The 14,366-nt window shown below is 59.5% G+C and carries 13 protein-coding genes; 4 read left to right on the top strand and 9 right to left on the bottom strand.

From position 1 onward, the window contains the following. Positions 1 to 44: 44 nt before the first annotated feature. The 3 genes from OO25_RS01130 (at position 45) to OO25_RS01120 (ending at position 3,333) form a co-directional block, all read left to right on the top strand. Positions 45 to 1,067, top strand: a complete 1,023-nt coding sequence (locus OO25_RS01130; protein WP_024095654.1) for an aspartate-semialdehyde dehydrogenase — start codon at positions 45 to 47, stop codon at positions 1,065 to 1,067. Positions 1,068 to 1,196: 129 nt separating this feature from the next. Beyond that, positions 1,197 to 1,532: a hypothetical protein gene (locus OO25_RS01125; RefSeq protein WP_040171616.1), complete on the top strand. Its 336-nt coding sequence runs from the start codon at positions 1,197 to 1,199 to the stop codon at positions 1,530 to 1,532. A 127-nt stretch (positions 1,533 to 1,659) separates the two neighbouring features. Further along, positions 1,660 to 3,333: a DUF4139 domain-containing protein gene (locus tag OO25_RS01120; protein ID WP_242406959.1), complete on the top strand. Its 1,674-nt coding sequence runs from the start codon at positions 1,660 to 1,662 to the stop codon at positions 3,331 to 3,333. Between the two features lie 8 nt (positions 3,334 to 3,341). On the opposite strand, the gene OO25_RS01115 is transcribed toward OO25_RS01120, so the two are convergent. From OO25_RS01115 to OO25_RS01085, 7 genes are all read right to left on the bottom strand, one after another. Then, a complete protein-coding gene (locus OO25_RS01115) occupies positions 3,342 to 4,412 on the bottom strand; it encodes a branched-chain amino acid ABC transporter permease (protein ID WP_040178076.1) in 1,071 nt (356 codons plus the stop codon). Continuing rightward, a complete protein-coding gene (locus OO25_RS01110; protein ID WP_040178075.1) occupies positions 4,409 to 5,440 on the bottom strand; it encodes a branched-chain amino acid ABC transporter permease in 1,032 nt (343 codons plus the stop codon). The genes OO25_RS01115 and OO25_RS01110 overlap by 4 nt, the downstream gene beginning before the upstream one ends. A 59-nt stretch (positions 5,441 to 5,499) precedes the next feature. Continuing rightward, on the bottom strand, positions 5,500 to 6,249 hold the full coding sequence (locus OO25_RS01105) for an ABC transporter ATP-binding protein (RefSeq protein ID WP_040178074.1): 750 nt from the start codon (positions 6,247 to 6,249) through the stop codon (positions 5,500 to 5,502). Beyond that, positions 6,242 to 7,018 (bottom strand): ABC transporter ATP-binding protein, encoded by a 777-nt coding sequence (locus OO25_RS01100; protein WP_040178073.1) that lies wholly within the window; start codon positions 7,016 to 7,018, stop codon positions 6,242 to 6,244. The genes OO25_RS01105 and OO25_RS01100 overlap by 8 nt, the downstream gene beginning before the upstream one ends. 92 nt (positions 7,019 to 7,110) lie before the next feature. Next, the gene (locus OO25_RS01095; protein ID WP_040178072.1) at positions 7,111 to 8,295 is read right to left on the bottom strand and encodes a substrate-binding domain-containing protein; all 1,185 of its coding nucleotides are present in this window, start codon (positions 8,293 to 8,295) and stop codon (positions 7,111 to 7,113) included. A gap of 142 nt (positions 8,296 to 8,437) precedes the next feature. Next, complete coding sequence (locus OO25_RS01090) at positions 8,438 to 9,208, bottom strand: HpcH/HpaI aldolase/citrate lyase family protein (RefSeq protein WP_040171607.1); 771 nt, start codon at positions 9,206 to 9,208, stop codon at positions 8,438 to 8,440. A gap of 137 nt (positions 9,209 to 9,345) precedes the next feature. Then, complete coding sequence (locus OO25_RS01085) at positions 9,346 to 10,755, bottom strand: pyridoxal-dependent decarboxylase (RefSeq protein WP_040178071.1); 1,410 nt, start codon at positions 10,753 to 10,755, stop codon at positions 9,346 to 9,348. 228 nt (positions 10,756 to 10,983) lie between these two features. Here OO25_RS01085 and hpaR point away from each other — a divergent pair, with 228 nt between their 5' ends. Beyond that, positions 10,984 to 11,418, top strand: a complete 435-nt coding sequence (gene hpaR / locus OO25_RS01080; RefSeq protein ID WP_040171604.1) for a homoprotocatechuate degradation operon regulator HpaR — start codon at positions 10,984 to 10,986, stop codon at positions 11,416 to 11,418. A gap of 9 nt (positions 11,419 to 11,427) precedes the next feature. On the opposite strand, the gene OO25_RS01075 is transcribed toward hpaR, so the two are convergent. Both OO25_RS01075 and OO25_RS01070 read right to left on the bottom strand, forming a co-directional pair. Continuing rightward, positions 11,428 to 12,702 carry a glycerate kinase gene (locus tag OO25_RS01075; RefSeq protein ID WP_040178070.1) on the bottom strand — a complete coding sequence of 425 codons (1,275 nt, stop codon included), beginning with the start codon at positions 12,700 to 12,702 and terminating at the stop codon, positions 11,428 to 11,430. Further along, on the bottom strand, positions 12,695 to 14,272 hold the full coding sequence (locus OO25_RS01070; protein WP_040178069.1) for a sulfatase-like hydrolase/transferase: 1,578 nt from the start codon (positions 14,270 to 14,272) through the stop codon (positions 12,695 to 12,697). Before OO25_RS01070 ends, OO25_RS01075 begins: the two co-directional genes overlap by 8 nt. Positions 14,273 to 14,366 lie beyond the last annotated feature (94 nt).

Here is a 14,366-nt window from a genome sequence, read left to right as displayed (position 1 = left end):
ACACCGCAGCCGGTCACGAGGCCGGATACAATTGGAGAAACAAAATGGGTTATCGCGTCGTTATCGCGGGCGCCACGGGCAACGTGGGTCGCGAAATGCTGAATATTCTGGCGGAACGCCAGTTTCCTGTGGATGAGATTGCAGTTCTGGCGAGCCGCAAATCCCTCGGCACCGAAGTTACATTCGGCGACAAGACACTGACGACCCAGGACTTGGACACGTTCGACTTCGCCGGTTGGGATATGGCGCTGTTTGCCGTTGGCTCCGACGCCACCAAGAAATACGCGCCGAAAGCGGCTGCGGCTGGCTGTGTCGTTATCGATAACTCATCGCTGTACCGCTATGATCATGACGTGCCGCTGATCGTGCCTGAGGTGAACCCGCAGGCGGTGCACGGCTATGCCAAGAAGAACATCATCGCCAACCCCAACTGCTCCACCGCGCAGATGGTTGTGGCGCTGAAGCCGCTGCATGATCGTGCCAAGATCAAACGCGTCGTGGTGTCGACTTATCAGTCTGTGTCCGGCTCCGGCAAAGATGCGATTGACGAACTGTGGGATCAGACCAAGGCGGTCTACAACCCGACACAGGATGTACCGCCGAGCGTCTACACCAAGCAGATTGCCTTCAACGTGATCCCGCACATCGATGTTTTCCTGGACGACGGCTCGACCAAGGAAGAGTGGAAGATGGTCGCTGAGACCAAGAAGATCGTTGATCCCTCAATCAAGGTCACCGCGACCTGCGTGCGGGTGCCGGTTTTTGTCGGTCACTCCGAAGCGATCAACATCGAATTCGAAGACTTCCTCGATGAAGACGAGGCCCGTGACATCCTGCGTGAGGCACCTGGCATTATGGTGATCGATAAACGCGAAGACGGCGGCTACGTGACGCCCGTCGAATGTGTCGGTGATTTTGCAACCTTCATCAGCCGCATCCGTCAGGATTCGACCCTGGATAACGGTCTGAACCTGTGGTGTGTCAGCGATAACCTGCGCAAGGGTGCTGCTCTGAATGCGGTTCAGATCGCCGAGCTTCTTGGACGTGAAGTTCTGAAAAAAGGCTAAAAACCTATCCATTCAGATAGTGGGGCTGCTTCGAAAGAGGCGGCCCCTTTACCGTTTGTACAGCTGTTCTTGCCAGCCTTGATGCCACTAGTCTGATGGGGGTTAGACAACGGTAAAGGGGGTTAGACCATGGTGGAAAAACAATCAGCGCAAGAGATCGCAGAGGGTGAGCACATCAGCGCGGGCGAAAGCGCCTGGGCCACCGCACGCAATAGTTCGCGGCTGGACGCTGAGATGGCGGCACAGCTGAGGATGGTCCTGAGCGAGAGTTTCCGCACCGCAAAGACCTGGCTGGAGTTGATCCGCGCGCTGCGCATCAAGGGGTTCTACTTGGAGCGGAAAGACGGGCGCATGCGCCTGCGGGACGCCCATAGCCATGTTGAAATCTGCACCTGCCGGTTTCTGGGCTTCCCAGGGGGAGAACTGGAAACGCGTTTCGGCGAACCTTTGCCTGAATATCTCTGAGAGGCCCCAGATACAAAGGGGTGGCAGGCAGGCAGTCGCGGATGCAACTGGTCACAGCGCCGATGCGTCTCTAGGTTCGGTGACAGGCGAGGCATTGCCCCGCAGTGTTCATCAGTCGAGAGAAATTATGCGATCTGCTTTTTCAAATATGACCTTTGGCGCGACGTTTGCCGTGACCACATGTGTTGCCACAGCTGCGGTTTCGGACGTGATACAAGTCGACAGCCAGATTTCAGCGGTCACGCTGTATCCGGGGCTGGCGCAGATTACCCGGACCGCCGATGTGGTGTTGCCTGCGGGGCAGCACGAGCTGATCCTGCAAGGCGTGCCGCAAAGTGCGGAGACCGCGAGCCTGCAGGTTCAAATAGACGGCGCCCGCAGGATCAGTACCCGGGTGCGAGATGAGTTCGTTCCGCCACGTGACGCGTCGACACCGGAGATTGAGGCCGCCGAAGCGCGCATAGATGAGATCGAAGCACAGATCGCTGCGGTGGAAGATGAGGCGGCGCGCGCACGGGCCGCGGCCCAAGCGGCGCGCAGTTCTATTCATTTCTTGGAGCAGCTTGGCAGCAATGACGGGCTTGTGGGTACAGATGCCGCAGCGCTTGCCGATATCGCCCTGATGATCAGCCGTCGTGCAGCCGAAAATCACCGCCAGATCGTTGATGCCGAGGCTGAGGCCCGCAATAAGGAACAAGCGCTCGTCACCTTGCAGGAAAGTTTGACCGAGGCGCGCACCGCGCTTGCGGCTCTGTCGCTAGAGGACGAGGATCGCCTCTATATTGAGGTAACGGTTGAGGCAGCGACTGCGGGTGAGGCCTCAATCCGCATGCAGTATCTGACTGAAGGGGCTGGCAATATCGGCTGGTCTCCGAGCTACGAGTTGCATCTCGCAACCGGTGGCGATCCGGAGCTGACGTTGAACCGCAGCGTGATCTTGTCTCAGGACACAGGCGAAAACTGGCAGGATGTTGCGCTGACGCTGTCGACGGCGGAACCTTTGGGGCAATCAGCGCCCTCGCGGCTTCTCCCACAGTTGCGGCGGATCGAGAAGCCAATGCCCGCGCCAACTTCGAAACAGCGGCTGTCATCTGATATGGAATTGGATCTTGCGAACGAGCCTATTATCGAAGCGGCTGTGGTGGTTGAGGAGATATTTCGGCAATGGTCTGTCGACCGCAGTGGCGTCGCCGCGGTCTATGGGTTTGATACGCCGGTCTCCGTCGCATCAGGGGCAGAGGCGCTGCGGTTGGAGATGGACAGTCTGAAGACCACCGCGACACTCACCGCCCAGGCGGTGCCGCTGCGCAATGAGACCGCTTATCGGATGGTGCGCTTCACCAATGAGTTTGGTGAACAGCTTCTGGCTGCGACGCAGGCCGCCCATTTCGTCGACGGAAAATTGGTCGCTGTCGCAGATTTTGCTGGTCTGGCACCGGGAGCAGAGGCGGATTTGGGCTTTGGCGCAATCAAAGGTCTGACCCTAAGTCGCGATATTCTTGACCAGAGCGAGGGGGAGCAGGGGCTGATTTCGCGCAACACTGAACAAGTCCGCCGGGTCGAGATTGAGGTGGAGAACCTCACGAACCGTGCCTGGCCGCTGCGCCTGCTGGACCGTGTCCCCTATTCCCAGCAGGACGCGCTGGAGATTACCTGGGACGCTCGCCCTGCACCGACTGAGGAAAACGTCGAGAAGCAGCGTGGTATTCTGGCCTGGGATATGGAGATTGCGGCGGGTGCGACCGAAGTGATCGAGATCGAGACGGAGCTGAGCTGGCCCGAAGGCCAGATCCTGCGCTGATCTGCGCGCTAACGTTGGCCGCGCAAGCGGCCGACCACGCCACTGGGGAAGAAATAGACGCTGAGAATGAACAGCACCCCAAGCCACAAGAGCCACCTGTCCGGGCTGAGCAGTTCGGGCAGCAGAGGCAACCCTTCGGTCATGCTGGAGAGAACGCCCATCAGGTTTTGCAGATAGTTCTGTGCCAGCACGAACAGGGTCGCGCCGATAACTGCGCCGTAGATGGTGCCCATGCCGCCAATGACGACCATCAGCAGAATGTCGATCATGATTGTCATCGACAGGGTGGTGTCCGGCCCCACATAGCGCAGCCAGATCGCGTAGAGAGATCCCGACAACGCGGCGATCGCAGCTGAGAGGCAGGTGGCGGTGACACGGTAGTAGACCACTTTGTAGCCAATCGCCTCCGCTCTGAAATCATTCTCCCGGATCGCCTGCAGTACGCGGCCAAACGGCGAATTAACGACCCGCAGCAAGGCCAGGAACAGCAGCGCGCTGCCGCCGAAAATCAGGTAGTAGGTCAGCAATTTTCCGTTCAGTTTGACCCCGAATAATGCGCCGTCAAACGTCTCTTTGCCGAATTTGAACGCAGGCCCCAATTCGCGTGGGATCTTGAAGGTCAGCCCATCTTCGCCGCCAGTGAGCCCGGAGAGCTGGCTGACCAGAACCGCCACGGCAGAGGCAACAGCCAGCGTGATCATGGCAAAGAAGATCGCTCGGACCCGCAGGGAAAACAACCCGATCAGCAACGCCAGAACCGCAGCGAGCGCCGCCCCCGTGATAGACCCGATTGCCAGCGCGTCAAAGCCACGCCCCATATGGGTTGAGGTGAGAGCGACCCCATAGGCGCCCATGCCGAAGAACATCGTATGCGCAAAGCTGACGATACCGCCGTACCCCAGCAAGAGATCGTAGCTCGCCACCAGCACGATAAAGATGCAGATGCGCGCGGCTGTATCGACGGTGCGAACACCTGGGAACAAAAAGGGTGCGAAGGCCAGACAGGTCAGGATAACCGCAAGCAGCAGGGCCAGAACGCGGGAGCGCGGCAGATCGCCAGAGAGAAGGGTACGGATCATTTTGCCTTTACCACCGGGATCATGCCCATCGGCCGCCACATCAGGATGGCCACCATCAAGGCGATATTGGAAACTAGGGCCAGTTTCGGCTCAACGAAGGCGATGTAATTCTGTAGCAGCCCGACCAGCAGCGCGCCGATGAAGCAGCCCTCAACCGACCCAAGCCCGCCGATGATCACCACAATGAAGATCAGGATCATCGCCTGATTGCCCATATGGGCGGTGATCACCTCCTGATAGAGGCCCCACATAACGCCCCCGAGGCCGGCCAATGCCGATCCGGCGATGAAAACACCGATAAAAACCAGCCTCAACCGGTATCCCAGCGCCGCGACCATCTCCCCGTTTTGAACACCGGCCCGGACGATCAGGCCGATCTTGGTGCGGCGCAGGACAAACCGCATGGCGGCAAAGACTGCCAACCCAACGCCGACTGTGACCAACCGGTATTTCTCAATCGCGGCATCGCCGAAGGTGAGCGCGCCTTTCAGTGCTTCGGGGCGTGTGAAGTAGATTTCCTCTGGCCCCCATAGGACAATGATCAGCTGCTCCGCAATGATCAGCCCCCCCATGGTAACAAGGATCTGACTGAGGTGGTTGCCGTAGACAGGTTTGACAATCACCTGTTCGAAAGCCCAGCCCATGACGGCGGTTGCAGCCATAGCGGCAAGAACCGCAGCCAGGATTGCCAGCAGATTCAGCCCCAGCGAGGGGGCATTTGTCAGGTGACCCAGTGTCAGCAGGACGGAAATCCCAATGAAGGCGCCAACCGAGACAAAGGCGCCGTGACCGAAGTTAATGACGTCCATCAGCCCGAACACCAAGGTGAGCCCTGACGCCATCAGGAAGATCATCATCCCCATGGCCAGACCGGACACTGTGAGGGTCAGCCAGCTGGCCGGGTTCTGCACCGCGATCAGACCGGCGATTGCCAAGACCGGAACCAGCATAAGCGGCGCATAAGGCGCCAGCCTGTCGGCCACCGAAGACCGAGCCATTGTTGGGCTGTGTTCAGGGGCTGTGCTCATCGGGTTATCTCCTGTCCGATGCAGCCATTGCGGGATATGTATCGACCGTCAGACATCATTCACTTCGCTTCCATGCTGAGGCCCATCAGCCGTTCCTGTAGGGTGGGATCGCCGGCCAGTTCGGCCATCTCTCCGGACCAGATCACGCGGCCGTCGTCCATCACGTTGGCGGTATCGCCAAGTGCCTTTGCGACGGCGAAATTCTGTTCGACCATCAGGATTGAGGCCCCCTGATCCTTTAGATCCTTGAGCGCGCGGGCCATCGTGGAAATGATCGCAGGGGCCAACCCCTTGGTTGGTTCGTCAATCAGGTAGAGCTTGCGCTCTTCGATCATGGCGCGGGCAATCGATAGCATCTGTTTCTGCCCACCGGAGAGATTGCCGGCTTCGGAGGTCCAGAATGTCTTCAGCGGCGGAAATGCTTGAAAGATCCAGTCCAGACGCGCGGGATCAATGGGGCCGGAGACAGCGGCCAGCACCATGTTCTCCTCCACGGTCAGATCGGCAAAGATGCCCATGTCCTCGGGCACGAATCCAAGACCTGCGCGTGCAATATTGGCGGTGGGTACCCGGGTGATGTCATTGCCGTCAAAGAGGATACGCCCGCGATGAGCCCGCCAGTGCCCGATCACACTGCGCAGGGTCGTGGTCTTACCGACGCCGTTGCGCCCCAGCAGCATGGTAACGCCGCCGCGCGGCACGTGGAGATCGACACCCTGAAGAATATGGTACTGCGCAATATTCGTGTAGATCCCTTCAATCCGAAGGATCGGATCGCCGGTGGTCCCAGTCTGAGCAAGATCAGACATGATCCAAAACCCCCTCAAGTCCGCGCCCCATATAGGCCTCTTGCACGATGTCCGAGGCCATCACCTCGGCCGGGGCACCATCTGCCGCCAGCGCGCCATTGTGCAGAACGATAATGCGGTCGGCCAGCGTTCGGATCACATCCATCTTGTGCTCCACCAATAGGACAGTGCGGTCGCTCTGCGCTTTCAGGTCTGCGATGAGGTCCAGCACAACCGGGGCCTCATCGACACTCATCCCGGCGGTTGGTTCGTCAAACATGTAGATCAGCGGGTCGAGGGCAATCAGCAGAGCGACTTCCAGCTTGCGCTGATTGCCGTGGGACAGTTCTGAGACGATCTGGTTACGCTCCTCCAGAAGGCGCACACGGGCTAGGATATCTTCTGCCTGATCTATCAAGTCGGCGTGGCCTGTTACCATGGACCAAAGGTTGAATCCGCGCCCGGCTTTGGCCTGAACCACCAAGCGGACATTTTCCAGAACGGTCAGATCGGGAAACAAGTTGGTCATCTGAAAAGCGCGTCCGATACCGGCCTTCGTGCGGGTTGAAACGGAGGCGGTGCTGATGTCCTGACCGTTCAGCGCGACGCGTCCGGCGCTGGCCGGGATCTGCCCGGAAATCAGATTGAAATAGGTGGTCTTCCCAGCGCCGTTGGGACCGACGATGGCGGTCAGTTCACCGGCGTGAAAGGCACATGTAACGGCATCGACAGCCACGTGCCCACCAAAGCGTACAGTCAGATCATCGGTGGTCAGAAGGGGGGCAGTCATGAACGGATCCGTGTGGAGTGGGATTGAATCGCGGTTATCCGCTTCGCATCAGGTCCGGCACCACATGCGCCGGACCTGAGAGAAGTGTACGATCAGTTGCGCACCGGGATCGGCAGATCATCGATGCTCAACTCGCGAACCAGCTCGGGGATCGCCCATTCGACATCATCTTCGACGCGCAGCTTAAAGTGATACATCGGCTGTAGCGCCTGATGATCTTCAGCCCGGAATTGCATGGTGCCCTTCGGGGTTTCCCACTCCATGCCTTCCATCGCGGTGATCAGCGCTTCGGTGTCGGTAGACCCGGCTTTCTTGATGGCTTCCACAGCCGCGATACCTGCGGCCATGCCGCCTGCGGTGAAGAAATCCGGGGGGCTGTCAAACCGCTCAAAATGGGTTTTGACGAGCCAGTCGTTCACAGGATTGTCGGGCAGCTCATAGTAGTAGTACGTGCCGCCTTCCATGCCTGCGAAATCCTTGAACCCCTTCAGAGCGGCAAGGATATTGCCGACACCGGCAAATTCGATCCCGAACCGGCTGGGATCCATGGCGTTGATTTTGGCCCAGGGGTTGCCGCCACCGGCCCAGATGATGAAGAGCTTCTTTTCGCCTTCGAGATCTTTCATCGCGTTGAAGATCCGTTCCCCGGCCGCGGTAAAGTCGGTGGTGTCGGTCGGTGCGAATTCTTCGTGGACGATCTCGTGACCCTGCGCGGCAAGGGCTTCGCGGAAGGCGGCGATGCCGTCGCGGCCAAAGGCGTAGTCCTGTGCCAGCGTTGCGATATGCACGTTGTCCCCGGCCAGAGCGATGGCGCTGGCTACGGCATCCTGAGAGGAGTTGCGAGAGGTCCGGAAAATATAGCGGTTCCAGTTCGACCCGGTAATGGAGTCAGCAACCGCGGGCTCTACAATCAGCAATTTTTCGTATTCTTCGGCGACCGGTAGCATCGCCAGCGCAACGCCGGAGCTGACTGGCCCAATGGCCAGATCGACCTCATCATCGCCATAAGCTTCCTCGAGCAGGGCTTTGCCATTCTCGGGCTTCAGCTGAGTGTCTTTTTCGATCACCACGATCTTCTCGCCGTTCACCTCCATGGTGCCGCCGGTGGCGTATTCCAGCCCCAGCATCAGACCGTCGTGTGACTGTTTGGCGTAGGCTTCAAACGGGCCGGTTTTGCCATAGACATGGGCGATTTTAATATCAGCAAAGGCGGCGGTGGCCATAGCTGACGTCAGCGTCAGTGCGGAGACCATCCCCGCAGCAAATGTGCGTTTCATCCTGTAACTCCCTCGTGGCGCGCCAAGTTATCTGGCGCGGTCTCGCTCCTGTCGTGGCAGGCTAGCGGCGGGGTGTCAAACCGGTCAATTGCGCGAAAATACGTATTTTCTCACGCGGTTTTGTCTCTTGGGGTGCCGGTGGCTACTTCGATGTCCAGTTCGTGGCGAGGGCGCGCGCGCTCTGCGCCAGCAGCATGACATCGATCCCGACGGCGAGAAACTGCGCTCCCATGTCGAAATAGGCCTGTGTGGCCTCGGGTGAGGTGCCCAATATGCCCGGCGCCTTGCCTGCGGCTTTGATCCGCGCCAGCGCGTCGGCAATCACGGCGCGCACCTCCGGGTGAGCGGAATTGCCCTGATGTCCCATATCCGTGGAGAGGTCGGCGGGCCCGATGAAGATACCATCAATACCCGGCACCGCCAGAATTTCGTCGAGATTTTCGATGCCTTTACGGTTTTCGACCTGTAACAGTAGGCAGATCTGCTGATCGGCGGTTTGAATATAGTCGCTGGTCGTTCCGAACAGCGTCGCCCGCGCGGCTGTCGCGCCGACCCCACGGGTGCCATGTGGCGGGTACTGGCAGGCGCGCACAAGTTCGCGGGCCTGATCTGCGTCCTCCACGATGGGGACCAGAACGGTTTGCGCACCGGCGTCCAGCACCTGTTTGATGATCCATGTCTCCCCCACCGGCACGCGCACCACCGGATGGCTGGCCGATGCTGCCAGTGCCATCAACTGATCCCGAATGGAGCGGATGTCATTGGGGGCATGTTCGCCGTCGATCACCAGCCAGTCAAAGCCACAGGTCCCCATGATTTCGGCGACGGCCGCTTCGCCAAAACTCATCCAGCAGCCGATTTGACGATCCCCGTTGGCCAGCGCCTGTTTGAAGGTGTTTTTGGGTGCGGGCATGGGAACTCTCCGGTTTGGATTGGGCGCGATCGCTTGTGTTTGTTCGGGGCGGTCACGACTGAGGAAAAAGGTATCGCCCCGCGCCGCGGCTTGTCCAGCGGCCACGCATCAGCCTCGGCGGAGCGGGTTGGTCGGTGCTATAGCGTTCGGGCGATTTCAGTGATGACATCATGTGCCATCATGACATCGGCTTCGGTTGTTTCAAATTGCCCTGCCTGAAAACGGATCACCAGAGCGCCATCGACGCGGGTCTGGGTCAGGTAAATGCGGCCATCGTCGTTGATCGCATTCACCAACCGCAGATTCAGATCGTCCAGATCTCTGGCTCCATCGGGTTGATACCGAAAGGACCAGAGAGACCACATTGGCGGCGTCACGATCTCGAAATCAGGCTCTAACTGGAGCCGATCATGCAATTGCTGTGACCATGTCACATGGTTGCGCAACCGTTGGCGCAGCCCTTCCAGACCGTAGGTCCGGATCAGGAACCAGATTTTGAGCGCACGGAAACGGCGGCCCAGGGGCACCGACCATTCAGAGTAGTTGATGATACCGTCTTTGCCATGGGTTTTGAGATATTCGGGGCTTATGGCCAGCGTTCGGACCAGATCGTCGGGATTTTTCAGGAAATGGGCGGAACAATCAAATTGCACCCCCAGCCATTTGTGCGGGTTGAAAACGATGCTGTCTGCGCGCTCAATTCCGGGCCAGTAATGGCGGTATTCGGGGCAGATCATGGCGGAGCCGGCCCAGGCGGCATCCACATGGGTATAGAGACCATATTTTTCAGCCACATCGAGTATCTGATCGACCGGGTCGGTGGCGCCAACTCCGGTGCCTCCGACACAGAGGATGACGCCGGCGGGCTGATGGCCGGCCGCGATGTCGGCCTCAATTGCTGCGGCCAGTGCGTCCGGGTCCATGCCGCGCCAGTCCCCTTTGATCGGAACACGGACAAGATTCTGCTGGCCGATACCGGCAACCCAGATGGCACGATCGACGGAGGTGTGCACCTCCGAAGAGCAATAGATCCGCAAAGTCTTCTGGGAAAATAGACCCTGCTCATTGCCCTGCCAGTTCAGCGCCTTTTCCCGCATTGTGAGGACGGCTGCCAGGGTGGCGGAAGAGGCACTGTCCTGAATGACGCCCTGAAACTCTTCTGGCAGGTCAAGCGCCTGGCGCAGCCAGTCTATCATGCGGGTTTCCATTTCCGTCGCCGCAGGAGAGGTCTGCCAGAGCATGCATTGCGGCGCGATGGCAGAGGTGAGGAATTCCGCAAGCACCGATGGGGCAGCCGCATTGGAGGTGAAGTAGGCAAAGAACCGTGGATGCTGCCAATGGGTGATCCCGGGCATCACGACGGTTTCAAAATCGGCAAAGATGGCCTCCATGCCTTCGCCGGTTTCGGGCGGCGTGGCGGGAAGCGCATTCAGAACGTCACCGGGTTCGGTTCTGGCGCGCACCGGCCTGTCACCAACCGTCTGATGGTAGTGTTGGGTCCAGTCGGCAATCTTGCGACCCCAATGGGAAAAATCAGACCAGTTCATTGTGCCGTCCTTTGCGCTGAGAGGGGAAACCCATGAGACACTATGTGATTAACATGTGTATTAAAATCTGTCTACTTTGGGGAATTATATCAATAGATGCGATTGCTTGAGCGTCATTTCGCTCGCCTTTGCGGACGCCTCCCTGATCGTTCCGTTTTCAGAAGCACTCTCTTGCTGGCGCCAGCATTGAAGATTTGCCTTTGTGCGCCGGGGCGGCGATAATTGGCCATGACCAAGCAGTTACCAAGCACTGACCGATCTTTGCCCATCGCCCTGCTGCGCGCCCGCGAGCGTGTGATGGGCCCTATCCGCGCGCTGCTGAGCGACGCCGGTTTGACGGAACAGCAGTGGCGCGTGCTGCGTGTTGTTCAGGAAACCGGAGGGATCGACCCTACGCAGATTTCTGAACGGGCCTGTCTTCTTCTGCCAAGCCTGACACGCATCTTGCAGAAGCTTGAGGATAAGGGGCTGATCCAGCGTACGAAGGATCAGATAGATCGCCGCCGCCAGGTTGTGAGCATCACACCGGCGGGGACACAGGTCATTGACGATAATCTGGATGCAAGCCTTGCCGTCATTGAGCGTACCCGTGCCCAAATGGGGGAGGATCGCTATGAGGCGTTGCTGGATTTGCTGAACGAGCTGCATCAATTGGACGAATAGGGGCCTATTCTACTGCGGTGACAGCAGCATAATTTGGACATCGGCTACATTGGTGCCGGTTGCGCCTGTTATCAGGAGATCGCCCGCCAGCTTCAACGCAGCGTTGCTGTCGTTGTTTCTGAGGAGGGCCTCGGGATTGCCGCCGTTGTCACTGATCCGTTGCCAGGTACCGCTGTCGACAATACCGCCCGCCGCATCTGTCGGACCGTCACGACCATCGGTGCCTGCGGAGAGGAAGGTCCAATGCTCTTTGAGGGCACGAGGCCCCAGGCGGGCAACGTGCAGTGCCAGCTCTTGGTTCCGCCCGCCACGACCGCTGCCAGTCAGCTGTACTGTGGTTTCTCCGCCAAAAATCAGCGCAGTCGGGTGACCGGACTCGTATGCATTGGTTGCCGAGAGAATGGTCGTGGCCGCCGCTTCGACATCTCCTGTAAGCGCATCGTTGATGATATGTGCGGCCCAGCCATCGCGCTTTGCCTGATCGCGCACGGCAATCAGGCTATGGCGGTTCGACCCGATTAGATGGGCTGACGCCACGCTGGAGTTCGCGGGCGATTGCTGCGGGTCTTCTGGTGTTGCCAGATGGGTTTGAACCGCGTGAGGCAGCGCCTCCCACAGGTTCTGGGACAGAAGAAAATCGCGCGCCATTGCCCGCGCGCCCAGTGGTGCCACCGTGGGGCCCGAGGCGATGGCTCTCAGATCATCGCCGATGACATCCGAGAGAATATAGCTGAACACCTGTGCGGGCTGCGCCGCGCGCAACAGGCCGCCGCCCTTCAGCTCCGACAGTTGCTGGCGGATTAGATTCATCTGGGTGATGTCTACACCGGCCCCGAGCAGCAGATCCGTCACAGCGGTTTTGTCAGCCAGCGTGAGACCTCCCGCTGGCGCGACCGCCAGAGCGGAGCCGCCGCCCGATATCAGCGCGACGACCCTGTCCTTGGCGTTCAGATTGCTGAGTGCCGCGCGTAGGGCGGCCCCCGCAGCCAGGCTCATGTGGTTCGGAACAGGGTGACTGCCTGCCAACACCTCGACATCAGGTAGGTCCGCAACATTCTCTGGATTGGTCACAGCGATTGCACGATCCGGGGGCGGCAGCATCTCTATCGCCTGACGCATCATGGGAACGGCAGCTTTCCCAAGGGCGACAAGGATCAGGCGTCCCCCCGGTTGCGGTAGGGCCGGTGGGTGTTTTCGCAGGCTTTCGGCCAGTGCCATGGCGGGATTGGCACGGGCAACAGCCGCCGCAAAGAGGGCGCGGGCAGTCCTGCGCAGATCAGCCATCCTGGTGGCCTGCAGCGAACGTCGGCCTATGGCGCAGCTGCCTGCGCGGCCCCTGTGGGGTGATGGTGTCCAGCGACAACGTATGATCCATGTTACGCATACGATGGCGCAACATCTGTCGCGTCAGCCGGGCCAGATCGCGTTGATAGTCGGGGTGCTCCGCCACGTTAACGGCTTCGCCCAGGTCATCGTGATCAAACAGCAGGGGCGGCAGGTCGGCAGCAAACTCGACCAGTGTGAAGCGCGCATCGCGCAGGATCGCAAGGCTGGAACAGCTCGCATCCGTGCCCAGGTGTTGCTGCCAGATGCTAGGGCGCTCGGGCTCTGCGAAATCCAACTCCGAATAGCTGTAACTGCGCCAGTTGTCTGGAGTGTTTCCGGCAAGCAGCGGCAGCAGGGAGCGCCCGTCCATTGCGTTAGGAATAGGCTGGCCCACCCAGTCCAGAATGGTCGGTGCGAGGTCGATGGATTCGGTGATATCATGCACCACAGCGCCGGCGCGCGCTGAGTTACCCGGTTGGCGAATGATCAGAGGCGTGTGATAGGCCGCCTCATAAACCGAGAATTTCCCCCAGCTGTGCCGATCGCCCAGCATTTCCCCATGATCTGCGCTGAGCACCACAAGCGTGTTCTCCAGCTGGCCGCTGTCGCGGAGGTACTCCATAACCCGACCGATATGGGCGTCGACCTCGCTGGCAAGACCCAGATAGATCGAGCGAAGCGTCTGGATTACTTCGTCGCTGGGCTCCAGATCGGGGAACCCCTCCACAAAGGACGCCGGGGAGGCGGCGCGGGTGGCTGGATCAAAAAATGGATGAACCGCGCGCTCGTCCTCAACAGTGGCAAGACGGTGCGGGAGCGGCAGGGACGCGGGATCATACATCCGGTTGTAGGGGGCAGGCGCAACAAGCGGTGGATGCGGGCGTATATAGGTCAGATGCGCGAACCAATTCTGGTCGCGGTAGCCGGGCAGCGTTGCCAGAAATCGGTCGGTCAGAAATGCGGTGTCACTGTCCTCAGCCCGATACGGGGCCGGATCGTTAAGACGCGGGGCATCCCCGGTTGGCGATACCGGTTTGTAGATGTCCCAGTAGCGGTCGAATGTGTAACCTTTGTTCAGAAGATGCGCGCGCCATGGGTGCGACATTTCCATCCGCATCTCCAACATCTCATGAAACCCGCTCATCGGGTATTCGTATGTTTGCATCGCCGGGTCGCTTGGGTGGTGGACGCGGGGATCGTGCGAGGTGTCGGTATACCCAAACAGCATCGGCAGATAACCTGCCTTGCGCATCTCCGAGGCGAGGTTCGGTGTGTCATGCCGCAAGGGGGTGCCATTGCGGACGGAGCGGTGGTTCATCGCATACTGGCCGGTCAGGATAGAGGCACGCGACGGACCGCAGGGATTCACAACTGTGTAGTTCTTCTGAAAGGTAACGGCATCCCCCATCAGCGCGCGAAGATTGGGCAGCGCCACATGCTCCGCTAAGGCACCAAACAGGCAGTCGGCCCGCATCTGATCAATCAGGATGAACAGGACATTCCTGCGCTGGTCTGAACATCGGCTCATAGAGATCTTCCTCGCGGCAATTGACGCCAGATAAGCCCGAAAGTGTCTTCGTGGCAAAGGGTTTCCGGGCTCAACACCGTCGAAATTGACCGAT

This window comes from Phaeobacter sp. S60, from assembly GCF_000826845.1.
GTDB lineage: Bacteria > Pseudomonadota > Alphaproteobacteria > Rhodobacterales > Rhodobacteraceae > Phaeobacter > Phaeobacter piscinae.
This window is presented reverse-complemented; position numbering and strand designations above follow the sequence as displayed.